Genomic DNA, 23,596 nt, shown 5'->3' with positions numbered 1-23,596 from the left:
GGCAGATGCTGCTTGTGAACTTCTTGCCACTCGCACAGGCTTTCTGAGCGTGAGGACGACTTGCCCAGTCCCGCGAACCGATTTCAACTTTTTCCAAGTGGCGCTACGCTATGGCTTGGTGGACGAGAGTGGCCGCAACGAACGCGCTACACGACATTGGCGGGCGCCTGCTTGATGGCCTTGACACGCGCTACACTGCACCGGCCGTCCACGCTAACAGGCACCTCGCCATCGATGGCCGCGCGATGAACGACGCGACGCTGGTCGCCGTAATCCTTGACCGCATAATGCGTCGTGGCGCGGTTATCCCAGATAGCGACATCGCCCTGCTTCCAGTTCCAGCGCACGGTGTTTTCCGGCGCGGTGATATGGGACTCGAATAGATCGAATAGCCTCTGGCCGTCATATTTCGGGATGTCGACAAAATGTTTCACATAACAGCCCAGTACCAGCGTGCGCTCGCCGGTCTCAGGGTGCACACGTACTACGGGATGCTCGGTCTCAAACCTCATTCTGGTAAGGGCCTCCTCATAAAGCTTCTTATCGGCTTCGCTGGGACGGGCGATTACGGCGAAATCGAACGCGTTGCTGTGAACTGCCCAGAGGTCGTCGGCAAGCCGTTGCAGCGGCGGCGGCAGGTCGAGATATGCGGCCGCGGTGTTTGACCACACCGTGTCGCCGCCGACTGGCGGGATCACAACGCCTCGCAGCACCAAAATCTTGGGATACGCATCCACGTAGGCCACATCGATGTGCCAATTGTCAGCCCGGATACCTCCGCGTGCAGAATCAATCTCGAGCATCGACATCGTTCCTTTGGTAGCACCTAGCGTCGCAAGCGGCACAAGCCTCCCCAAACGGAGCGCAAAGCGCTCCTGCTCGGCGTCATCAAGATGACCCTGATCGCGGAAGAAGATGACCTTGTGCTCAAGCAGCAGGCCGTTGATCGCAGCGATGGTCTGGCCGGGCAAATCGCCCGAGAGCTTGACATTCCTGATTTCAGCGCCGATGCGCGTCGCGCGTTTAACGACATCGGTACGCGGAATGACATTATCAATCAAAGCCGTTTCATTCATGGCATATTCTCCTCATTGCGGTTTCTTCACCAGACAAAGCGATTCAGCCGCGACACGAACAGGTAAGCGCTGGATTGGACTGGTATCCAGAACCAGCAGTAATTGGCCCATTGGACCGTTATGCCGTCACGCGAGATCGACCAATCGCCCAGAGTTGACCGGTGCCATTTCCCGCCTCGGTGAGCTTCTCGCGATCCGGGTGCAGCCTCGTTCGTTCCAAGCGAGCCTGGTGATCTCCAGCAAGGGCCGTGCCAATCCCGAAAACCGAGCCTCGAGCCGTTCATTTACCCGATGAAATAGCTCATCCTGCCAACGACAGCGCGGCCGCGCGCATTAAGGTGTCATGTTGTATTGTCGGGTACACCACAAGTGCAGGTCGATACGCAATCAGAGGTCCAGGCCCTCTCCGTTGGAGCGCAACGCCCGTCGTTCACGCATAGCCCTCGGGTCCCGGCTTCAATGGGCCGGCTCAAGGGCATTGAGTAACGCGCGGGGTCAGGCGTGCTCCTTTCCCGTACTCAAAGAACTACGCCGACTTCGTCCTCAACATTGTCGCGTATTCCGCAAGCCAGGCAAATTCAATGGAAGCGAATCCGGAACGACGTGATATGAGCCCTAGCGATCTTGGTCGCTTCAAGCCGCGCCGCGAAGATCTTCCGCGACCACCAGAGACCCGAATATATCGCGCGTCGTCCGGGAACTTTTCACTCGCGTGCCAATTCTCCACATCTGCCTCGGTGGTTAGCCATCAAGCAGTCGCAGGTGCTTCTCGATGTCTCTGCCAATGCGGCTTAGGTAGACCCTGGGCAGCCGCCACGCTGGCCACTCCGCACGGCAGGACAATTAGCTGTGATCGCAAATCGCCGTAAAGCAGGAGCGAAACACTCCGTCATTGCGCCACGGTGCGGCGGGACGATTGCGATCGCGGCCCGTAGCCAAAAGACTCATGTCCCAGCCGCACATGACGGATAGACGCGGACCCGCCATTACGCCTCCCTCTAACTATAAATGGTAGTAGGACTCTCTTCGGTATTTCTGTATCCCTTCACCATCGAGATACGATCGGTCCCCAACTAAAGCGCCGCAATTTGCAAGTGGCTGCGACGAAAACAATGATCCGAGAGGACTAGAGGTCGTGAGGGCTTTCCAGGGGCTTGCACGTAACGGAAACATGGGCTGCACATGAGACATTCGATCAGCGATCCACGCTTCCCAGATCCGTTCCCAGATTTCACGAGTGGGCGCCGTCTTCTGAGATCGAAAAGGGAGCACCCGCCAAGACGGCGTGGTTACGGCCGGGCGCTGCCGATGAACGTTACTCGATTGATCAGGGTCAACGCCAGGACGAGGTTTGTGCGTGCCAGCGTCAAGGCGGTGAGCATCAATGTCGCGGTTGCCGCGAACCTCCCCGATTCAGCCAAGCGCAGCGCTCTAAGGTTCGCTAATAGCCCCTCATGCGCAAAACCAACTCGAAGTATTGTCCATGCAACCGCCTGCTCTATCTTGACGGTTCACCGCAGCTTTTACTACGCGCCCGTCCGTTCACCTGACTTTGGACCCATCAAATGGCGGACGGGACAGCTCTGACAGCCGACCTGTGCTGCCTGCCATATCTCGGCGCGATCTCTTCACTTCTCTCAATGCCCATCCAGTCACCGAAGAAGAGTTGAACCTCATTTTCTCTCTCTCTCTCTCTCTCTCTCTCGGATAACGGGCGAGGGCGGACGCGAGTCGTCCTTTTTTGGAGCAACGGGGTCTGATTTCATGAACTCTGGTAGATCTCGCGCCAGGGCAGCAACATAGAGCGACATTTTGGATCGGCGGAGATAACTTCCATGTTGGCACAACGGATAGGATTATTGAAATCATCATGCAACGCTGTGCTGTGGGCCACCGCCGAAGCAGTTGCCGCGAGCGGCACCCAAATAATAGATTTGACGTCCGGAGACATCTGGAGCGAGCCAGCACCATCAGTGCGCGAGGGCGCGATCATCGCGATTAATCGCGACCTGAACCGTTATTCAGATACGATTGTTCCGATGGCGCTACGCCATGCGCTTGCTCGTAAGATTTCCGCCGAGACAGCCCAACCGTGGTCAGCAGATGAAATCGCGGTGACGAGCGGCGTGGAACAGGCACTCTTCAATGCGGCGATGGCTCTTCTGAATCCCGGAGATGAAGTACTGGTCCCCGCCCCGTACTGGACTGCTTTCCCAGTCCATATCACCCTTGCTGGCGGCGAGCCGGTCTTTATCGAAACCCGACATAACAACTATGTACCGAAGCTTATCGACCTCGCGGCTGCTCTTACATCGAAGACTAAGGCGATCGTAGTTAGCACGCCCAACAATCCAACCGGTGCGATCTACGATCGCAGCACCCTTTCTGGAATTGCCCAACTCGCGATTGACCGAGATCTCTGGATCATTTTTGACGAATGCTTTTCGGCTTTCGCTCATGCCCCACATACCCATCATCCGATCGTCTCGGTCGCGCCTCGCGCACGCGATCGTACTTTGATCGTCAATTCGCTTTCCAAGGCATTGGCCCTAGCCGGCTGGCGGATTGGCTATGTCGCGGGCCCGAAGGAGGTAATCGGCGCAATTGATGCTCTACAAAGCAGCACAAGTTCTCACCCCAACATCATGGTTCAGCATGCGTTGCTTCATCATCTAGAGTGTGGCGATGCTACTTTCGAATTGCAATTGCAGCGCCACGTTGCCAATGCGCGAGTACTGGGACTTTCGATTCTTTCGACGCTGACGTCGATACCTCAACCTTCGGCCCAGGGCGGATTTCACTTTTATCTCGATTTCAGCGGATGGCAGCAGCGCGCTAACGCTCTTTGCCGCGAATTCGCCGCTGATGACGTCGTTAACGTGCTGCTGATGGACGCTGGTGTCGCAACAGTTTCTGGCACACTCTTTGGCGATCCTGCTGGCGTCCGGCTGTCATACGGCATAGATCTCGAATTACTCGAGAAAGCTTTGCGGCGTCTGGTTGCAACACTGAACACGTGGAACTAAAATTCTTGACGTCGCCAATACGTATGAGTGATACGAATGCCGACGTTCCAGGCGATGTTATATCCTTGTTGGAGCTGGCAGTTGGAGCTGGGCTCTCGCCTGCAACCGAGGCACGTTCAAAGCCAATAATCATGCGTGGCGTGCCAATCTTGTACAAGGCACACGGCAATCTCTTGGCTCTTGTCGTCGACGAAACGAGCGTTTGATTAAACCGCTTCGCGGTAATGCTGTATCGGTTCGCGATCATCCGGGGCCATGTTAGTGCTTCGCACTTCCCAATGACCATACCAGTCTTGGCCGGGAAGCTCGGTGTGCGGCATAGCGCGCTGCTTCCAGATCGCGACTGAGAGCTTCGCGCACCTGATGCTGTCGTTCTTCGGCTTCCTTTGGAGCAGCGGTTGCGGTGGCGATAGCGCCTAGGCCGACAACGCCAAGCAAGATGCTTCCTCGATTTCATCGTCGACGCGTAATCCTCCGAAGGCGATGCAGAGAGGGCCGCCATTGTCCATCCAGCCGCCGCTGCAGCTATAGCGCGGGATATTGTGCTTCATGCCTGCGTACCGTACTGTGAGCTTGCGGCCAAGCGCTTGCACTGAATCAGACCGGCCAGCAGCGTGTCTCCATGCTTGGGCGCGCCGTGATGTCGACCAGTGGGAACGTTGCTGCATGACCATTGCGCGGATCGCCTCGAACCTCTCGCAGCTCACATGCCCCGCGCGGGAATTGGGTTTGGCGAGCGCCATCAGCGGGTCCCGCATGGCGTATTGTAGTGCGCTGCTCTCACGATTGTGCAATACTTGATGTGCTAAGGATCGCGTGACATGGATTCTCTCCCCGATTCTGGTCGTGAGAGGCTCCGGATGCGGCAGAAAGCACGACGACTGATGGCGTTTGATCCTTCAAAGCCAGATCGAGCAGCGCGCAGAGCGCCGCAAGTGCCTCGATGCTGACATGCCGTTGAGCTGCCAAAAGCCCCGAGGGTCGGGGCATGCCGTCCGGTCCAACATCCAGGCCGGCACTTCAAGCCCTCGATCTGCTTGCGACTCTTGCAGCGTGCAGCGGAAGGACAAAACCATCCTTGTCGACCGCACCATGGCACTCCGCTATGAGGCTCCTCGCCCGCTCCCGTCGCTACCACCGCCCGCCCGCTAAGTCCAGCCATCAGGGCGAAGACTGGAATTGGATAGAACTTTGGGAGCAAGGTCACGCCTCACGGATATGCCAGCCTGCTCCCTGCTTCAATTTGGGATGACGTGACTTTTCCGAAGGCCGGCTGTGCCTTATGCTCTGGTCCTTGTCTTGGGTCAAAACCAAACTCAATCTCGACTAAATCGGTGGAATAAGCTCATACGCATTGGGACGTCGTCATGCCTCTTCTGGTTGCATGGACGAATCATCCAGCTGATCTGAAACGCGTGTCAGTCACCGAGCAACGAGGAGCAATCGCATTGTAACCGGCATGAGCCCCCCACCTGGGCATCGCGCGGATGAGCTGCGATACAGCCTGGCATGAACTGTTTTTGGAGGTTGGCTATGGCAGATGCCCATGCATGAAGCCATGCTTGACAGCGTCGGCGACGGCAGTGGACGGCGGAAGAGAAGGCCCGGATCGTAGCGGAGAGTTTCGAGGAAGGGGCCAATATTTCCGAGGTCGCCCGGCGCCATGGTGTTGTCCGTGGGCTGCTCACGGTGTGGCGGCACAAGTTCGCGACGGCAGCCGGCTTTCAGGCGCCAGGCTTCGTGCCGGTCCGGATCGCTTCCCAGAGCGGTCCGGCGACGACAGACGAGCCGGTCCGAAGGAGCGGCCGCAGATGGCATCGCCCCCAGGCAAGGTTGGCGGGATGATCGAGATCGAGGTGGGAGGTGCACGCATCCGGGTGGAGCCAGGAGTGGAGCTGGCGACGCTTTCGACCGTGCGATCGGCGCTTCGGGGCATCCGTTGATTGCATTACGGTCTGACCTCAAGGTGGTGGTGGCGGCACAGCCGGTCGACTTTCGCAAGTCAGTACACACGCTGTCGGCGCTGGTGAACGAAGCGCTGCGTGCGAACCCGTACTGCGGCGACGTCTTCGTGTTCCGCAGCAAGCGAGCGGACAGAGTGAAGCTTTTGGCGTGGGATGGCAGCGGCATGGTGCTGGTGACGAAGTGGCTGCACCAGGGACATTTCACCTGGCCGCCGATCCGCGATGGCGTGGTGCATCTAAGTGCGACACAACTCGCGATGCTGGTCGACGGGCTTGAGTGGACGCGTGTTTCGCCTAAGCCTGTGAAGCAGCCGGCCGTTGTCGGCTGAGTGGCGAAGATTTTGCTGGAGCATGTGATGCGCGGATATATCGTTCGATCATGGCGATTCGTCCCGAAGCTCTTCCGACCGATGCAGCAGCTCTGACCGAGATGGTGCTCGCGCTTGACGCCGAGAACGAGAAGCTACGTGTGGCGATGCAGACGCTGAAGGAGATGATCTTCGGCAAGCGCTCGGAGCGGCTCGCGGCGATCGTGGCCGAGCAGCTCGCGCTCGAACTGGACGATCTCGCAACCGGCGTCACACCACCTGCCCCGGCCAACGACGATGAGCCTGCGACGAAGCCGGCTGGGAAGCCGCGCAAGAAAGCGAGACGCAACCTCGGTGCGCTGCCCAAGCATTTGCTGCGCTGCGAGCAGGTGCTCAAGCCGGACACGACAGACGAAAGAGTCATTATGCGCCCTTTCTTCAAGTATCTGTAAACATTGGAATTTGATGTTCCAATTCAAGGTGACACGGACCACCTTTCCGCCCCATCGCCCGAACAACGCGCTCGCTTTGAAGGTCGACGGCTCGGATCTGGTAGGGCGCGCCCCGGACGACTTGCTCTGCTGGCAGAACACCGGCCTCGATCAGCTTGCGGATTCGATGGCTCGTGACGCGGCACTGCTGCGCGGCCTCTCGCAGGGTCAGCTAGACACCATCCTTCTGGGCCGAAAGATACGCGTGGATACCTCTCACGCGCCGGATCGATCCGACACGGTGCGCGATCCAGGTCTTGCCCTGGCCGTTGGGCAATCTCATGCGGTTGAGGGTGGCGGCGATGTCTCATCGGACCAACGGGCCGCCATGCTGCGGATGACGGCCAAGGCGTCATCAGGGGTTTTACAGTCGTGACCGCCAGACTGAGGCTTGCGGAGCCGGAGTTCGGAATGTTGGCCGCCCTTCCAGTGGATGACGAGAATAATCTCGCGCGCCTCATCATCGATGTCAGCGGTGATCTCGTTGACCAGCGTTCGCAGCAGCTGCTGGCGAGCGCGCATCGTGACGTCGGGCGCCTTCCACGCGGCATCGAGGTCCTCAGCCAAGCCCGCAAAATCCGGGGTTTGCGTCGCGGCGATGGCCTCCGCCGTTGCGGCCAACCTCGCCTCGCAGTCCCGAACGCGGCGTAGGGTCGCCTCCCAATTCTTCTCCAGGGTCGCTGCGATGAGGCGATTATCAGGGTCGCAGGCGGCGTAGCGGCGTTCGGCGAACGAAGCGTCGTACCGGGCCTGTTGCAGCTCGAGCTCGATAATCCGCCGCTGTTCGGCTTGACGTTCCATCAGCTTCCGTTCCGCCGCCATGGACGCCTCGACCGCCATCGGTTCAACAGCGCGAATGAGCTCTCGAACGACGGCTTTATCGACGCGAAGTCCTCCGAACATCATACACCGGCGCTGACCCAGCATATCGCTGCCGCGGTCGCAGCGATAGACAGGCTGGGAGGTGTGGCGGGATGCGTGCGACGTGTAGTTCACCGTAAGCCGACGACCGCATCGGCCACAGACGAGAAGCCCGACGAGCAGGGCTCGGCCGCCACGACCGGACTTGGCGCCGTCTCGGCAGCGATAGGCGTTGGCGGCGAGTTGCTTCTGGTTGCGCTCGAACTCCGCCCAGTCAATGTACCCCTCGTGGTGTCCTCTCAGGAGAATCTCGCAGTCCTCCAGCCGGCGATAGTGGCCATAGGTCTTGCGGGCGCGGCCATCGACGATCTCAGTGCGATGCTCGCTCTTACCGTAGGCGTACGCGCCTGCGTAGAACGGGTTCTTCAAGATCGAGATGACGTTGCGATAGCGGATCGGCACCCACTCAAAGGACGTCATCTTCTTGCCGTCCGACGGACGCGGAAAATGGACGCCCTCGGCCTTGAGTGAGAGATGCACCTGCCGAGCGCTTCCGAGCTGGCGAAATCGGCTGAAGATCAGCCGTGTCGCTATCTGGACCCTGGCGTCTGGATCGAGACCCAAGCCGATCTCCCGATGCCAGATGTAGCCGATGGGCACTGAAATCCGCAGTTCGCCCCGCCGGGCCTTCGAACGGGCGGCATCGAGCATGCGCGCGCGCAGGACGCCGAGCTCGAACTCGCTGATGCTGCCCTTCATGCCGAGAAGAAGTCTATCATTGGGCCGACAGGGATTATAGACGCCGTCGAGATCGATGACCCGGGCCTCTACGAGCCCGCAGAGCTCGAGCAGGTGATGCCAATCCCGACCGTTCCTGGCCAGGCGGGAGGCGTCGAAACAGAAGACGGCTCCCACGTCGCCGGCGCGCAGCCATGCGACAAGCTTCTCAAACCCTGGTCTGGCCACTGCGCCGCTCGCCGAGCGGCCAAGGTCGTCATCGATGACCTCGACATCCCGAAATCCACGTCGTCGGGCCTCATCGACAAGCTCGTACTGGCGCCGCTGGCTCTCGAGGTTGACCTGCACTTGGACCTGGGTGGACTGGCGGATGTAGACGACGGCCTTCCTCTTCAGAAGCGCCGGGGGAAGGATCTCACCGTCCATCATCGGCTCCCTCCTCGACCTCGACGCCGGCCGCTTCCATCAGCAGGCGAGCCAACCGCAAGAGCACGGCGTTGCGCTCCGGAACGCTGAGCCCGTTGATCTGCACAGCGTCCAGCGCCATGGCGTGGCAATCTTACCTCGCTGACCGGCAGTAATGCGTTCTTCATTGCTTGCCTCCGCGATGACGTCTTGGTCATCGGTGGAGCGTCGCCTCAGTCCATGTTCCAACAAAAGCCGGCCGAGATCACAGAGAGCGGCGACAGAGACCCGGGGCTCACCGACACTCAGCGCCGCGCACGCGGCGGGATCCAGCATCCACACCGCGACGACTATGCCGGCGCCATGCTCGCCCTCAACGAGGACGACATCAGCCCCACGGCGCCTCTCCGAATAGAATAGCCTGACGGGACGACCATAGAGAGCGTGCCACCGATAGTGGACGGTCACCTCCTGGTCGACACGGGTAGAATAACCTCGCGATGGCGATGGGAGGCGCAACTCATTGTTTAGCGGCAGCGAGGGTGGCGCCGAGAGCTGGGCAATCCTTGCATCGTTGGTCAATACGGCAAAGCTCCACGAACTCGATCCGCAGGCGTATCTGGCCGATGTGCTGGAGCGCATCGTCTCCGGTCAGACCAAGAGCCACCAGCTCCACGAACTTCTCGCCTGGAACTGGAAGGCGGCCCGCAGGTTCGGCGCACGGGTGGCCGCATGAGCCGCCGCCGCCGTTCATCATCATCTTCGTCATCAATGGCGGCAGCCGCGATGCCGCTCGACGAACTTGAGGCCTGGCTGAAGGCTCGCGCCAAGCAGCATCCCGTCGCCACCAGTCTTCCTGTGCTCGACGGGTATGTCGCCGCGATCGTGGCCGGGCCGGTGTCGATAAGTCCGCCTGACTGGATCTGTCCACTACTCGCCGTCGACGTCGATGCGTTCAACCATGGCGGTACGTCTGAGTTCGCCGCGATTTCGGCCGTCGCGCTGCGCCACAACGACATCAGTAACGTTCTTTCCACCGCACCACATCAGTTCGCGCCGGCCCATGGCCGCAAGCCGAATGGCGACGTTGATGCGCGGCCATGGTGCCAGGGATTCCATGCCGCCATGCGGTTGCGACTATCGGCCTGGGCCCCGCTGCTCGACATCAGCAGCATACAGCACGGCTTGCTCCTGCCCATCCTGCTGCATTGTGTCGACGGTCAAGGGCGTCCACTGCTTGGACCACCAAGAACAGGCGGCGAGACTGAGAAGTTCCTGCGCAACGCTCATGCCGACATTCCGGACGTCGTCGAGGCCATGCGCCAGTACTGGATGCCGACTCGCTACGCTCGCGCGCGCTGATCACTGCAGACGTGGGAGCTCATACCGGTTACTGTAAAACGACGAGACTCAGCTCAGCGCGCTTCTGTCGTGACTATCAAAAAGGCTCCTCAACTCATCGCCAGTTTGCCAAACAAGCCAATCATCGTCGACAATATTTTCTTCCACCAGCCGCAATTTCCACCCGGCTTGATCATAATGCGGATATCCATGAACACCTCCCTTTTCAATTAGCTGACGCGCTGCAAGTCCACATACAAAGTCAGGAGCCCACATGGCAAAGGTGACGCCACGCGCTATCCCTGCCAGGATCCTGGACACGCCCTGTCCTCTAAAGTCTCTGCGCAGCCAACGATCCCCGAGGTACGCTACTTTCCCAGTTATCTTCTCCGCGCTTGGTGCTAGGCAGGTACAGCAATCCTGAGGATGTGCATATACGGTCGGATCAGCGTAAAACGCCCTGAGGGATTCAAGATGTTCTGCAAAGTTGCTCTGCGAAAGGTCATAGAGTCGAGCGGCCAACAAGAGCACAACCTCATTATTTTTGTCGACACCTTGCACCCAAAATCCTTCGCCTGATTTGATTGCCGAGCGATCCGGTCGGAAATTCGGATATGTGCGCCCCTTTGTTGGTGTTATCCGTGTGACCGAGACATACTCATGAAAGTCGAATCCTATCGAGATCTTGATTTTTTTCTGAGCAGCTGCATCATCGTATGCTCGAAGAAATCGCGAGACCTGCAACGGATTCACTATACTTGTCATTGCGGTACCTTTTCATGCGTCAGAACCACATCGGCTTGAGAGCTGACTGTACATCACCAAAAATGGAGCGAGACACTACCTACTTTGGTGAGAAATATATTTTAAGGCGGTCGTGGCTCGTGTTATGACTTGCTGGGGCGATTTCTTGAGCTACATCAGATTCGATGTTAGGTAGCAGGTTTGCATCAGATGATGGGTGTGTTTAGTTGGATGAGATGGTAACCGTTATGAGCATGCCCTTCATCAACAGCCAAGAGCACAAAGGGCGGCCACTAAGGCTGCCATGGTCCCGCAGGTTGTCCAATAGGGCAAGTGTTCGAGATGCTGAAGATCGTGACGGGGGCGTGGACAGGACGAATGAGACTCACGAGTGACTTCAAGGGGCTACGCGAGATCTTAGATCTCGCGTTTATCCCTTAAGTCGTGCAAGCGACTGCGGCCGGGAGCCTCGGTCCAGTCGCTATGATCAAAGATAGATGGGGCGCCTCAGGACCCACCGAAAGACTCACTTCTGCCATCACAGCAGTCGGCTGCTCCGATGGCATGGCTGAAAAACGCGCCGATAAGCCGATCGACCAACATCGCAAGCTCGGTCGCACTAAAATGCATCAGACCGTCGGGGATCGGCCAGGTGAAACCTCCAATGCGGCCAAGTCGCTATCAGTACCATGTCACTGCCGCTGTTCTCGAGTGGCACGGCTGGCCTCATCTGCGGGCAGGCTCATCGGCCACTTCTACATACACAACGGCGACGATTCAGGCTTCGTTTGCGAACGCGGCTGAGTTTTTCAACAGGCCGCCAATTTTACGGAGTCGGAGTATCGCGGAAGGCTCACTTTTCAGCATGCGGAGGGGCTGAGATGGGTCTGCCAAAATCGGGGAACCGTGGGTCGCGGTTTTCGACGTTTATTGATAGTTTGAATGAGCGTGACCGGACACGCGGCTCGAACCAAACCGCTTCGCGATTACTGCACCGGTCTGATGATGTTTTGCGACCGCAAGAGCGTTGAGCCGATGGCGGCGATGACGGCTCCTGATCGCACGGCAGCACAACATCAATCGTTGTTGCATTTTGTCGGCCAAGGCGACTGCTCGGACCAACAAGTTTTGGCCCAGGTCCGGGAGATGGTACTGCCGGACATCGAGGGCCACGGGCCGATTGAAGCTTGGATCATCGACGATACGGACTTAAGAAATCGCTTGTCCATCTTATCCGTGGTGAGAGCTATTTCGGGCTGAACCCGCGGGTGCGGCAATCCCGGGGCACGCGGGACCGCGATCTCAATCGGCCCGAAGCTACCGGTCAGCGACGGTGTACAGCTCGCCCGTTCGATTGTCGCTGGCGCGCACGCACCATCTCCGAATCCCGTACGAGCCAATGAAGCACGATCGCTGGTCGACAGCGAGCGCCTTTTTCAACAGCCTGCCAATGGTAGTAGGTTAAATTGTTCCGGATTGTCAGGTAAGCGAGTGGTGCCATTCTGGAAGGCACGACAAACAATGCGCGCGCATTGCGGCCTGTTGTTTACAGCTTACGGAAGGAGAGAAGCGCGGTTCTTTGTTGCGCCACTTACCCGCGGAAGAGACGCCTATAAGGGGGAGGAGGAGCGAGCTAGGTAACATGCATGCTGTCAAAGATCTAGAATCAAACGTCTGCTCGTACTCACGTTCCCTCCCGGCTATTTTCAGTCGAGCGAGGGGCTCCATCATGGTAACGGAAGGTGGGAGAGAGTTCATTGACTTCCTCTCCGGCGCTGGAGCTCTAAACTACGGCCACAACAATCACCGGATTAAAGCAGCGATTACTCAGTATCTAGCCTCGGATGCCGTAGTCCACGGTCTTGACATGACCACTCCTGCAAAGATCGAATTTATGGAGACTTTCAGCTCGGTGATACTTCAGGAGCGAGGGCTACAATACCGGTTCCAATTCACGGGGCCAACCGGTGCTGATGCAGTTGAGGCAGCTTTAAAGCTCTCACGCAAAGTCACAGGACGTCAGAACATCATTTCATTCACGCAAGGACATCACGGCATGAGTTTAGGAGCGACCGCTGCGAGGGGTAATAGTTTTTATCGCGCAGCCAGCGGCGTCTCTTTATCGGGCGCAACTGTCGTGCCCTATGATGGTTATCTTGGGCCGGCTGTTGATACGGCTAACTATTTGCGGAAGGCAATCCTGGACAAGGGCAGTGGTATTGATCCTCCAGCTGCTGTTCTCGTTGAAACTGTGCAGGTAGAAGGGGGTATAAACGTAGCTCGGAAAGAGTGGTTGCAATCAATTCAGGCTATAGCAAGAGATGCGGGCGCCCTTCTTATAGTAGACGACGTCCAGATGGGCTGCGGTCGCACGGGCGAATTCTTTAGCTTCGAGTTCGCAGCGTTGTCGCCAGATATTGTCATAATGTCGAAATCCTTAAGTGGGTACGGTCTGCCGCTATCAATGTTGCTGATCAAAGAGGAGCTCGATGCATGGCGGCCGGGAGAACACATCAGTACGTTTGGAGGAAATAACCTTGCCCTTGTATCTGCAACCGCAGCTGTAAACATTCATTGGCGGAGCCGGACGTTCTCGCAGAGAGTTCAGCGCATGGCAAAACTTATGCGGAGCCGACTTGAGACTATTGCATCCGAGCATGGAAACGGATTCTCAGTTCGAGGACGGGGCATGGCGTTGGGGTTTGACTGCCAAGTTGCCGGAATCGCGGAAGCTACGAGACTCAAGGCCTTTGATAAGGGACTTATTATCGAACAGTGCGGATCCGGCGATGAGGTCGTAAAATTTTTGCCTGCCCTGACGATCGATGTCGAGGCGCTAAATAAAGGGCTTCAAATATTTGAGCAATCGTTGACCGAAACACTGGAATATGAAGAATCTTTGGCCTAAAGCCCGAATAGGCTAGGGTTATGGTGACTCACACTGCTTTGATCTTGTACCCGGAATCAGAGCTGAGTGATACGGCGGTGCCAGCAGAGGGCCGGTCCAGCGCGCAAACCCTTCCGGGGGCGGCTTGTCCAGCAGCTTCAGAATTCGCTTGTCGGTCGCCTTCGTATAGATCGGCTGCTTGCCAGGCCGCGACTTGTCCTTCAGACCTTCGAGGCCATGGTCGGCATAACGATGCCGCCAAAGGCTCACGATCCGTGGCTGGACCCCCACTTCCTTCGACCGCGTGCGGCGCCCCGCCGCCGCCAAAAGAACTATCCACGCCCGCTTCAAAGCGCGCGGCAACGTCACCGGCGAGCGACAGCACGCCTCAAGTACCTTGCGATCGTTCCTCGAAAGGTGGACTTCTCTTGCGTCGGATATCATCCCGACCTTGAATTGCGACTCACGCTCTAAGGAAAGCGGGTCCTAGAAACTGTATAAATCCGCAGCTCATCAGGGCTTTTCGCCCCCTTCCCCGAGATCATGCATGAAATCCGCGGGAAATACCTTCAAACAGCACAATAAAAGCGCTCGCGCAGTCTAACATCCCGGCTTCGAAAAACAGCTAACCACTAGGACTACCGGGGCGCTTCGATGCATGCCGGATTCCCGTTCCGACAACATGAGCCGCTGCAATGCGAAAGATCGCCGCGCCCGTCAGTTCAATTGACCCCTCAGAGGTTTGAGATGACGAAATCAAATTCGCTGGTCGAAATCGATCTAGCAACTTCGCTTCACCCATCTACGGACGCTCGTGCACTGGAAAAGACGGGACCACTTATCATGGAGCGGGGCGAGGGAATCTATGTCTACGACACTAATGGCAAGCAGTACATTGAGGGCTTGGCCGGACTGTGGTCGGTTGCAGTCGGGTTCAGCGAAAAGCGATTAGCTGAAGCGGCAATGAAACAAATGGAGAAGTTGCCTTTCTATCATATCTTCTTCAGCAAATCGCACGAACCGTCGATCCGCCTATCCGACAAGCTGATTGAGATGGCGGCCGACCCCCGCCTTTCAAGAGTATTCTACACGAATTCCGGATCAGAAGCGAATGACACGGTGATCAAGCTCGTCTGGTACATGAACAATGCCTTGGGGCGCCCCCGAAAGAAGAAGTTTTTGGCTCGTCAGAAGGCTTATCACGGCATAACCATTGGTGCCGGCAGCCTCACCGGCCTGCCGGCCAACCATAGGGACTTCGACCTGCCCGCCATCCCAGTGATTCATCTGACCTGTCCGCACTACTACCGCTTTGCAAAAGACGGGGAAACTGAATCCGAGTTCACTGATCGCCTGCTCGTCGAAGCTGAAGATACGATATTACAGGAGGGGCCGGAAACGATTGCGGCGTTCATAGGCGAACCTGTGATGGGTGGCGGCGGCGTGTTTCCGCCTCCGCAGGGCTATTGGCGCGGCATCGAAGCTCTTTGTCGCAAGTACGATATCCTATTGGCCGCCGATGAAGTAATCACCGGTTTCGGCCGTCTCGGCACGACGTTCGCGTTTAAGAAATACGGCTTCTCTCCGGACATCGTAACTGTCTCAAAGCAGATCACGTCGAGTTATATGCCTCTTGGCGCAGTCTTGTTCAGCGAAGCGATCTACACTGCGGTCGCAGACAATAGCCACAAGATTGGCACGTTCGGCCATGGATACACTGCATCGGCCCATCCTGTCGTTACGGCCGTTGCATTGGAGAATTTGAAGATTATCGAAGAGCGCGATCTGATCGGCAATGCTGCGAAACTGGAAGCGCCATTTCAGAATGGACTTAGGCAGCTCCTCGAACTGCCGTTCGTGGGAGACGTGCGCGGGTTGGGTCTGCTTGCTGCGCTGGAGCTGGTTGCTGACAAGTCGTCGAAGCGTCCGTTCTCGGAACCGGGACGAGTTGGTGCTCTAGCGATGCAAATTGCCCATGATCAAGGTCTCGTACTGCGCGCCATTGGCGATACACTCGCTCTCTGCCCGCCTTTGATCGTGACGGAAGATCAGGTCCACGAGATCATCGAACGAATGCGGCGCATCTTGACGCTGACCATAGAACGCATTCCGGCGCTGGGCATCGCTTGAAGCAACGCAAGCCCTGAGCCAATAATCCTGGTGCGGCGTGCGGCGTTCCACACAGCACCACATTCCACCGATTGTCGGAGCCTCAAATGAAAGCACAATTGCCGCGCTCACTCGGAATCATGAACCTCGAACGAGGGCCCACTCCTCCGAAACCGCGGCTCGGCAACATGCTGAACCCGGCGACCTTCGATTTTCCGGTGATCGAGGAAACAGTCGAAGGGGGCTGGGCGGATGCTGTCGTTCGCGGCGATGCAGCCCTCGAGCCGGCCTGTGTCGCTGCCGCCAAGCGATTGGTTGAACGAGGCGCTGTCGCAATAAGCGCTAACTGCGGCTTCTTTATTCGGCATCAAGCGGCAGTCGCTGCGGCAGTAACTGTTCCCGTGGTGCTTTCGAGCCTGCTGCTCCTGCCGACATTGCTTCGCCAGTTTCCGAGGTCTTCCAAACTCGCGATCCTCACTGCCGATTCGACCAACCTGGGCGAAGATCTGCTCGAGATCGAGAAGCCGGACGACCGAGCGAGAATTGTGATCGGCGGTATTGAAGGCGGCGCTCTATGGCGAAACGAGATGCGCCGTCCGCCGGTCCCGACCACGAGCGCCGAAATCGAGGAAGATGTCAGGGCGTGCATCTTGCGACTTCGCGCTGCACATCCGGACATCACTGCCATCCTGTTCGAATGCACGGGATTTCCAGCGGTTGCCGCGGAGATGCGCAGTCTCACGGGGCTGCCGATCTACGACGTTAACACGCTCTGCCGGATGGCGTTTACGTCCGCCGCCTGAGAGGCCGAGCGCACCGCAAAACGTACGCTGAGACGAAGCAAAAAAACGCGTCGTGGTCATTCTCGGAGATGGCCAACGCTCTAGGCGGGGCGCGCCGCCGTCAAATGCGAGACAACTGGTCGCGCGCAACCATGGATAGAGATGCCTGGGCCGCTGGAATGCCAATGCAACCACTGACGAACGCTCAGTCGGCGATTGACCTGCGCAGCGACACCGTGACTAAGCCGACGCGGGCCATGCTTGACCGCATGGTTACTGCCGAGCTTGGCGACGATGGTCGTGGCGACGACCCCACAGTGGAGGAGCTCGAACGAGTCGCGGCGGCGCGGCTTGGCAAGGAAGCCGGTTTGTTTCTGCCATCCGGCACGATGAGCAATCACGTAGCGATCCTGTCGCACGCCATTTTTAAGGGAGAGGTGGTCGGCGAAGCGTCGTCGCACATCTTTCGTTCGGAAATGGGCGGCCTGTCGCTGCTCGCCGGGCTCTACGCAAGGCCGCTGCCGGGACAAGCGGGAGCAATGGATCTCGATGCGCTCGACGGCTGCCTGCGGACACCAGGTGTGACGACGCACGCGCTTGGGACCACGGTCGTATGCATGGAAACGACGCACAGTATGGGAGGAGCGGTTCTTTCGCTCGATCATATGCGAGCTGTCTCCTCAAAAAGCTTGCAGCTTGACGTTCCCGTACACCTGGACGGCGCGCGCATTTTCAACGCCGCCATTGCACTCGGCGTCACCGCTTCCGCCATTGCCGCCTTTGCGGATTCGGTCACGTTCTGCCTGTCCAAAGGGCTGAGCGCGCCCGTTGGAGCGGTATTGACAGGACCTCGCCCGTTCATCGAACGCGCTCGCGGCTTCCGCAAGATGTTCGGCGGCAATTTGCGCCAAGCGGGTTTGCTGGCAGCCTGCGGTCTCGTCGCGCTCGAGCAATCCATCGACCGCCTGGCTGACGATCACCTTAACGCTCGGAGATTGGCCGATGGCCTGCACCGAATTGATCCGCACCTGGTTAGTCCCGCTGACGTTGTGACCAACATTGTCATGGTCCACGTCGAGACGAGTGGCACTGACGCCCAGCAATGGACCAGGGTGCTCTCTGATCATGGTGTGCTGACGGCGCCCGTCTCAAAACACGCATTGCGATTTGTGACACACCGTCATGTCGATGCCTCTTCGATCGAACGGGTCATAAACGTATTTGAAGAGATCTATCGGACTCGCCCAGCTACGTTCTTCGCTGGATAAGCGAATCCCGTGCAGCCGAACGACGTCATGCAGGCTTCTTTTCATAAAGCCCAAGGCCCCGTTGGCGACGAAGTGAAGTGCGGGAAGATCCCAAGCCCGCGTTATGAATTGTCAGCGGCCAATATACCATGACCGTTGATTACCTCAGATATGTTGCTTTTTCTGGCCGGTTTCGCGACTTCTTGGATCGAACTCTCTTCGACCATATTGATCGAGAGGCGACCACCGAGCAACATTTGCGCTTTGCCCCCGAGTACATCGAAGAGCGCCCAGGTTGGCGCGGTCAGACTATCGTTAGAGATCTACACTGGGATCCACACGCCGTTCGAGGAATTAAAAGAAAGGAGGCGTCGTGAGCGTCGCCGATGGGCTCACAAGGGACCATTTCCGATTGTGTGAACGACCTCCAACGCGGCTTTATGTCGAGTTACGAGCGCCTTGAAATTATTGTTGATATTGATCCTCGCCACTCGTCGGAAAAGTACCTGAACCGCAGCTTATATAATGATACGCCCGTTCTCTATCGGAAATCCGGACCAGCAACCGGGCCCCTCAAGTCTGGCGCGAAAATTCAAGCGGCTACACGAACGCCAAGCGTGCAGGGACCACTCTGCGGGTTTTTCTACGCCAATCATGGACATGTGTTTGCCCTGACATGTGGCCACGTTGTCAACCCTGATTCTAAAGTTGCGGTGAAGCGACCTCTTCGGATCTGGAAGCTGCGGCTTGGGTCGCAATTTCGCTTGCCTTCGCGAGCCTAGTCATCAATCAATGTACAACCTCGGCGACGCTGCGAACCTGGTTGAGACGTATGTCGATGCGGCGTTGATCAAGTTGAACGCTCCCGCGAAGTTCCGTGCGGCGCGTTGAACCGTATTCAACCTGCAGAAATCAAGCCCATCTCGTCGCTTTTGCAGAAGGACCCTGTCGCATTTCGGGGCGGAGCGCAGCACACCGATACCTTGGCGCGGACTTCCGCGGTCACTGTACGGAAGTCGGTTGATCTCTTCCGCAATGGAAAGATATCTTTACTCGCCGACGCTTTGATACTGGGGCATAGGCAGCCGATGTTCATACTGCAGCCGGTAAGCCATCCCGGAGATTCAGGCGCGGCCGTTCGGCAGGGCTTTTCCTTCGGGTCAGCCACGAATGACGAGCGATCACAACCTCGAGTTCACGTTTTGCAATTTGAGCGCAGTCATTAGCGTCCATGAATAAACTTGCCGAGGCTGCGCATGGCTTCGTTCGGCCGCTTGGGATACCTCGTATCGCCTCCACGATAGCCGGGCGCCCTGGTGGCAACCCGACTCTTGTCTTGAGCCCCTCGCCAAGGTCCTGCTCGCCATCCAGGCAGTCAAATGTTATTGATGAGCTGCTCGTTCGAACGAGAGATGAAATGTTCTTATGCCGTCCAACCCCTTGGGGTGGGCAGCGAACGAGGTCTTCCACCCGTGGCAGCGTCGACGCGCTTCCTCGACGAAAAGCGTCTCCACGTTTCCAATAATGCGTCCAAAAGCAGATCTGCTCGATCGTCGTGGGTCGCTACAACAGAACGTTCACGAGTTCCGAAGCGGTCGGCTGTTGCGCGGCTCCGATATACCAATAATTCGAAAGCCCGTTCAGTACGCGTTTGCCAGCGTCATCGAGTGGTTGCAGGAGCGGCCCCTTGAGCATATTGACCCGCTTCTGGAATGGGAAACGCGAGCACCCGTAAAGAGACGTCTGCTTAACGTCTATCAGACTCAGACTGACCCCTTCGCGGATTTCACTGGGTACTCATACCACTTGGAGGTCCAAAAGATGAGCCTGGATCCGGCGATAACAGTTCGGCCCTGCGCGTCAGGGGAGCTCGACGGTGCTCCGCCTGCTTCTGGCGAGCGCACTTGTGTTTGCTCCGTTACGGTGGCTAGCAAATTGGAAGCTGTAGAAGTTAAACCGGTAAGTTTCTAGGCAAGCTTGGACCATCAGGGGCGTTCATCTGCCGGAATGACCCGGATCTCGTGCGTATTGATCGTAATGTCAACAACGTCGCCCGGCTTCGGCTGGCTGCCAAACGAAAATCGCTCCTGCATCGTCAGGTGTTCCCCATTGAGGTCAAGCAAAAGCCGCGTTGCCCCTCCGTAGTAGTGGGCATGAAGAACGCGTGCTTGGTGGGAGCTTCCAGCAGCGCTATCAGCAGACAATTTGATGTGCTCCGGTCGGATCACGGCGGTGCTCGGTCCGGCGCTCCAATTGCCTGTGAGTCGCAGCTCAGCAGATGACGTAAATGCGCCGTCAGGGCCTACCATTCCTTTGAGCAGAGAACACCAGCCGATAAACCTTGCGACAAAGGGCGTCGACGGAGCTTCGTAAATATCGCCCGGCGTGCCGACCTGTTCGACATGACCAGCGTTCATTACGACAATGCGATCCGACATCGTGAGCGCCTCCTCCTGGTCATGAGTGACAAACAGAGTCGTAACGTTCACGGTACGCACGACTTCTCTCAGTTCCTCGCGCATGCGCACTCGTAACAGCGCGTCGAGATTTGAGAATGGTTCATCGAGAAGGAGCACCGCCGGTCGCATTGCCAACGCCCGAGCAAGCGCAATGCGCTGTTGTTGTCCGCCAGATAATTGACTTGGGAAACGGTGAGCCAAATGAGGCAACTCGACTAGCTTGAGCATTTCCTCAACACGCGCCTCGCGCTTATCACGTGGCCATTTCAGGTTTTCCAGGCCAAACGCAATGTTTTCGGCGACGGTCATATGCGGAAACAAAGCGTAGCTTTGAAACACCATGCCCGTATCCCGGCGATAGGGCGGTTGATGCGTCATGTCGGCGCCGTTGATGCTTACCGTACCTGAGGTTGGCTCTACAAATCCGGCAACCATACGAAGGGTTGTTGTCTTGCCGCAGCCAGACGGCCCGAGCAGGCACAGCAATTCGCCGCGGCGCACACCGAGAGACACTTTTGCGACTGCGAGTACCTCGCCGTAGCGTTTTGATACCGACTTCAATTCGACGACGAAATCGCCAGCTTCTCGTACGTTTTCGCACTCCGGCAACAATGCCAACATCCCACTCCTCTCCTACGCCAATCTTTCTGCGCCGATGAGCCGCTCAACTGTCAGGATGACTGCCAATGTCACTATGATCATGAGAGTCGATACAGCGGCAGCAACTGGATCATAGCTGGTATTGACATACGTGAAGATCTGAACCGGCAGCGTCACGTTCCCACCGTAAGTCAGGAATGCGGAAACGGTCACGTTTCCGAACGAAGTCACAAAAGCGAAGATTGCGGCGGACAGCAAGCCTGGCAGAATGAGCGGCAGAGTAATACGTCTGATGACTTGCACGGGGGTCGCGCGCAAGTTCATGGCCGCCTGCTCGAGCATCTGATCATGCAGGCTAAGGCTCGCCAGCACCGTGCGCACAACGTACGGAATCGCAAGAACGAGATGCCCCAGGAGCAAGGGGTAAATCGTCTGTGTCAGGTCGAGCCACGCGAAGAGCTGCAACAGTCCGATCCCGAGTACGACAGCCGGGACAATCAGCGGCGAAAAGGCAAGGCCCTGCAAAAACATCTTTCCCCGGAAGGAAAATCGATTGATCGCGAATGCGGCCGCAAAGCCGATCGCGAGCGCGATAATGGAGACCAGTACGGCGACGTACGTGCTGGTCCAAAGCGCGCTCATGAATACTTCGCTGTCAAATGCCTTTTTGTACCAGCGGAGCGACAATCCAGTCGGAGGAAAACTCATGGTGTCGCTGCTGGTGAACGAAGACGCAACGACGAGAATTGCCGGGAGCGCGAGCATCGAGTAAACTAGCCCGCGAACGACCGCGCCAAATACGGTCATTACATGATCAACGAGATCAGAGCGCATTGCCTCGTCCTTTCGTGATCAAGTGCGACCCCGCCAAAGCGTTGAGCGCAGCAGTGAATCCAAGCCCGCTCACGAATAGAACAAAGGCCATGGCGGCGCCGGAGGGCCAGTTTAGTTCTGACATGATACGCTCATAGATAAGGCTTCCGAGCATCGCGACCCGAGCCCCCCCGATGAGACGGGGCGTGATGAAAGCAGAGATAGACAGAACGAACACAAGATTAAAGCCAACCAGGACACCGGGCATTGCTAGCGGAACGATAACCCGTCTAAATGTAGCGAAGCGGTTGGCTCGCAGGTTTGCAGCCGCCTGCTCGAGCACTGGGTGGATCTGCGTGACGACGCTCATGACAGACAGGATCATGAATGGAAGGAACTGCTGAACAAGGACAACTGTTACTGCGACACGGTTAAAGAGCAGGGTTTTCGGCGAGGAGAAAACACCGATTCTTACGAACAGCGAATTAATGAGTCCATTGCGGCCAAGAATGATCAGCCATCCAAACACCACAACGACAAGGCTGAGCGTCAGCGGCAAAATGACAATCATCGTTCGCCACCGACGCGCTGAAGGCGAGAGGCGGGCGAGCGAATATCCAGTTGGAAATCCGATTACAAGACAGACAACGCTAACAATAAGTCCATCTACAAAAGTTTCCATCAAGACCGATGAGTAATACGAATCAGAAAAAAAGCGCACGTATTGGGTCAGGCTGAATCCATTACCCGCGAGAAACTCGCTACCGGGAAGAAAACTCGATCTCAGCAAGCCGAGCACCGGAACGACCAGAAAACAAGTTAGAAGCAAGACCATTGGAGCCAACAAGACAGCTACACTTACGTTTCGGCGGTTGAGCACTGACTGCTTCACGATTGACCTGTCACAGTTCGTAGGCCTCCACTTAGTGCGTACGGAAAATCGCTATTGGTGCGTCTGATCGGAGCGATAGAACCCCGATTGACGCGCCTCTCTAGCGCACGCCGTTCTGGCACGTCGGACACATAGTCGTGGCAGTTTTAACTCCATTTGACCATACCGAAGCCTCCCCGTACTACCCTTCTTTTCGTACTACCCTTCTTTTGATGTGCTACGGCGAGCTTGGGTCCGACCGAGTGGCGCCCCTTCTTCGCGAGCTAACGCCATTCAGCCTGGTTCCTCGGATAGCTGGCCGCTATTCTAAAGCTGCCCTCCTCTCCGCGGCTCGTCCGCACAAGAGCGGTGGTTTGGCCGAGTGTAGTTTAGCTGCTGCGTTTGCAGGATTTCACCGAGTTTCAGGGCAAGCTGGCGGATTTCCGTCGCCTGACGACGATGTTCGCGAGTTTACTGCGCTCGGGCGGCGAGGTGCGTACTCATCCGGCGAGGGCCCCTACTAGCTTTCGCCTGAGGTGAGCGCGGCGAGCGTCGGCCTGGTGAGCTCGCCGCCAGAGCGACCATGAGAGAACACGGTCGATCGAGATGCGCCGTTGAGCGAGCTTGATAGCGATGCGCCGNATTTCCTGGATCGACCAGCGGATCAGGAACGATGTTTGGTGCGCCGGCGTCGCGTTTTTTTGAGTGCTGGCTCAGCATTGGCCCNATGACGGATGACGGCCATCATGGCAAAGGCAAGCATGACGAGTGAGACATGGCGATGCCAGCCGTGCCAGGAGCGGGTTTCGTTGTGATCAAGGCCGAGCTCGTTCTTGGCGGTTTCGAAGCTGTCCTCGATGGCCCAGCGATGGCC

The 23,596-nt window shown here is 57.5% G+C and carries 16 protein-coding genes and 6 pseudogenes; 13 read left to right on the top strand and 9 right to left on the bottom strand.

Features of this window, described 5'->3' with window-relative positions; genetic code table 11:
• Nucleotides 1-146: 146 nt before the first annotated feature.
• A complete protein-coding gene (locus tag F758_RS0122325; protein WP_024509962.1) occupies nucleotides 147-1,076 on the bottom strand; it encodes a TauD/TfdA dioxygenase family protein in 930 nt (309 codons plus the stop codon).
• A 1,835-nt stretch (nucleotides 1,077-2,911) separates the two neighbouring features.
• On the opposite strand from F758_RS0122325, the gene F758_RS0122315 reads away from it, so the two are divergent.
• The 5 genes and pseudogenes from F758_RS0122315 to F758_RS0122295 all read left to right on the top strand — a co-directional run bounded on the left by F758_RS0122315 (nucleotide 2,912) and on the right by F758_RS0122295 (nucleotide 6,826).
• The gene (locus tag F758_RS0122315; RefSeq protein WP_024509961.1) at nucleotides 2,912-4,102 is read left to right on the top strand and encodes a pyridoxal phosphate-dependent aminotransferase; all 1,191 of its coding nucleotides are present in this window, start codon (nucleotides 2,912-2,914) and stop codon (nucleotides 4,100-4,102) included.
• Between the two features lie 1,581 nt (nucleotides 4,103-5,683).
• A pseudogene (locus F758_RS52820) lies at nucleotides 5,684-5,947 on the top strand (transposase); the annotation flags it as partial.
• Nucleotides 5,914-6,045 (top strand): hypothetical protein, encoded by a 132-nt coding sequence (locus F758_RS52815; RefSeq protein ID WP_283805873.1) that lies wholly within the window; start codon nucleotides 5,914-5,916, stop codon nucleotides 6,043-6,045. The pseudogene F758_RS52820 and the gene F758_RS52815, both read left to right, overlap by 34 nt.
• The gene (gene tnpB, locus F758_RS0122300) at nucleotides 6,042-6,395 is read left to right on the top strand and encodes an IS66 family insertion sequence element accessory protein TnpB (protein WP_024509959.1); all 354 of its coding nucleotides are present in this window, start codon (nucleotides 6,042-6,044) and stop codon (nucleotides 6,393-6,395) included. The genes F758_RS52815 and tnpB overlap by 4 nt, the downstream gene beginning before the upstream one ends.
• A 50-nt stretch (nucleotides 6,396-6,445) precedes the next feature.
• Complete coding sequence (locus tag F758_RS0122295; protein WP_024509958.1) at nucleotides 6,446-6,826, top strand: IS66 family transposase; 381 nt, start codon at nucleotides 6,446-6,448, stop codon at nucleotides 6,824-6,826.
• Here the strand turns inward: F758_RS0122295 and F758_RS44330 are convergent.
• Together F758_RS44330 and F758_RS52810 are read right to left on the bottom strand one after the other, a co-directional pair.
• A pseudogene (locus F758_RS44330) lies at nucleotides 6,813-8,893 on the bottom strand (recombinase family protein). The gene F758_RS0122295 and the pseudogene F758_RS44330 overlap by 14 nt on opposite strands.
• A complete protein-coding gene (locus F758_RS52810; protein WP_283805872.1) occupies nucleotides 8,880-9,011 on the bottom strand; it encodes a hypothetical protein in 132 nt (43 codons plus the stop codon). The pseudogene F758_RS44330 and the gene F758_RS52810 overlap by 14 nt, the downstream one beginning before the upstream one ends.
• A gap of 98 nt (nucleotides 9,012-9,109) precedes the next feature.
• Here F758_RS52810 and F758_RS0122280 point away from each other — a divergent pair, with 98 nt between their 5' ends.
• From F758_RS0122280 to F758_RS47125, 3 genes and pseudogenes are all read left to right on the top strand, one after another.
• A complete protein-coding gene (locus F758_RS0122280) occupies nucleotides 9,110-9,289 on the top strand; it encodes a hypothetical protein (RefSeq protein ID WP_035722760.1) in 180 nt (59 codons plus the stop codon).
• A gap of 88 nt (nucleotides 9,290-9,377) precedes the next feature.
• A pseudogene (locus tag F758_RS0122275) lies at nucleotides 9,378-9,605 on the top strand (transposase domain-containing protein); the annotation flags it as partial.
• A 50-nt stretch (nucleotides 9,606-9,655) separates the two neighbouring features.
• Nucleotides 9,656-10,231: a UPF0149 family protein gene (locus F758_RS47125; RefSeq protein WP_245286553.1), complete on the top strand. Its 576-nt coding sequence runs from the start codon at nucleotides 9,656-9,658 to the stop codon at nucleotides 10,229-10,231.
• A 48-nt stretch (nucleotides 10,232-10,279) separates the two neighbouring features.
• On the opposite strand, the gene F758_RS49720 is transcribed toward F758_RS47125, so the two are convergent.
• Nucleotides 10,280-10,963 carry a hypothetical protein gene (locus F758_RS49720; protein ID WP_157450103.1) on the bottom strand — a complete coding sequence of 228 codons (684 nt, stop codon included), beginning with the start codon at nucleotides 10,961-10,963 and terminating at the stop codon, nucleotides 10,280-10,282.
• An 872-nt stretch (nucleotides 10,964-11,835) separates the two neighbouring features.
• On the opposite strand from F758_RS49720, the pseudogene F758_RS0122250 reads away from it, so the two are divergent.
• Together F758_RS0122250 and ectB are read left to right on the top strand one after the other, a co-directional pair.
• Nucleotides 11,836-12,160, top strand: a pseudogene (locus F758_RS0122250) (transposase); the annotation flags it as partial.
• A gap of 436 nt (nucleotides 12,161-12,596) precedes the next feature.
• Entirely contained in the window at nucleotides 12,597-13,862 is a 1,266-nt protein-coding gene (gene ectB / locus F758_RS0122245) for a diaminobutyrate--2-oxoglutarate transaminase (RefSeq protein WP_024509953.1), read from the top strand.
• A gap of 78 nt (nucleotides 13,863-13,940) precedes the next feature.
• On the opposite strand, the pseudogene F758_RS0122240 reads toward ectB, so the two are convergent.
• A pseudogene (locus F758_RS0122240) lies at nucleotides 13,941-14,285 on the bottom strand (helix-turn-helix domain-containing protein); the annotation flags it as partial.
• Nucleotides 14,286-14,588: 303 nt separating this feature from the next.
• Here F758_RS0122240 and F758_RS0122235 point away from each other — a divergent pair.
• The 3 genes from F758_RS0122235 to F758_RS0122225 all read left to right on the top strand — a co-directional run bounded on the left by F758_RS0122235 (nucleotide 14,589) and on the right by F758_RS0122225 (nucleotide 18,000).
• A complete protein-coding gene (locus F758_RS0122235) occupies nucleotides 14,589-15,971 on the top strand; it encodes an aminotransferase (protein WP_024509951.1) in 1,383 nt (460 codons plus the stop codon).
• An 86-nt stretch (nucleotides 15,972-16,057) separates the two neighbouring features.
• Nucleotides 16,058-16,753: an aspartate/glutamate racemase family protein gene (locus F758_RS0122230; protein WP_024509950.1), complete on the top strand. Its 696-nt coding sequence runs from the start codon at nucleotides 16,058-16,060 to the stop codon at nucleotides 16,751-16,753.
• Nucleotides 16,754-16,917: 164 nt separating this feature from the next.
• Nucleotides 16,918-18,000 carry a threonine aldolase family protein gene (locus F758_RS0122225; protein ID WP_035722781.1) on the top strand — a complete coding sequence of 361 codons (1,083 nt, stop codon included), beginning with the start codon at nucleotides 16,918-16,920 and terminating at the stop codon, nucleotides 17,998-18,000.
• A gap of 1,964 nt (nucleotides 18,001-19,964) precedes the next feature.
• Here F758_RS0122225 and F758_RS0122210 read toward each other — a convergent pair.
• The 4 genes and pseudogenes from F758_RS0122210 to F758_RS44325 all read right to left on the bottom strand — a co-directional run.
• On the bottom strand, nucleotides 19,965-21,059 hold the full coding sequence (locus tag F758_RS0122210; RefSeq protein WP_024509948.1) for an ABC transporter ATP-binding protein: 1,095 nt from the start codon (nucleotides 21,057-21,059) through the stop codon (nucleotides 19,965-19,967).
• A 12-nt stretch (nucleotides 21,060-21,071) separates the two neighbouring features.
• Nucleotides 21,072-21,872, bottom strand: coding sequence for an ABC transporter permease (locus tag F758_RS0122205; protein WP_084305567.1), 801 nt, complete (start codon nucleotides 21,870-21,872; stop codon nucleotides 21,072-21,074).
• The gene (locus F758_RS46585) at nucleotides 21,862-22,743 is read right to left on the bottom strand and encodes an ABC transporter permease (RefSeq protein WP_157450101.1); all 882 of its coding nucleotides are present in this window, start codon (nucleotides 22,741-22,743) and stop codon (nucleotides 21,862-21,864) included. Before F758_RS46585 ends, F758_RS0122205 begins: the two co-directional genes overlap by 11 nt.
• Before the next feature lie 643 nt (nucleotides 22,744-23,386).
• A pseudogene (locus tag F758_RS44325) lies at nucleotides 23,387-23,596 on the bottom strand (IS701 family transposase); the annotation flags it as partial.

It is taken from the genome of Bradyrhizobium sp. ARR65 (assembly GCF_000472385.1).
Classification (GTDB): domain Bacteria; phylum Pseudomonadota; class Alphaproteobacteria; order Rhizobiales; family Xanthobacteraceae; genus Bradyrhizobium.
This window is presented reverse-complemented; position numbering and strand designations above follow the sequence as displayed.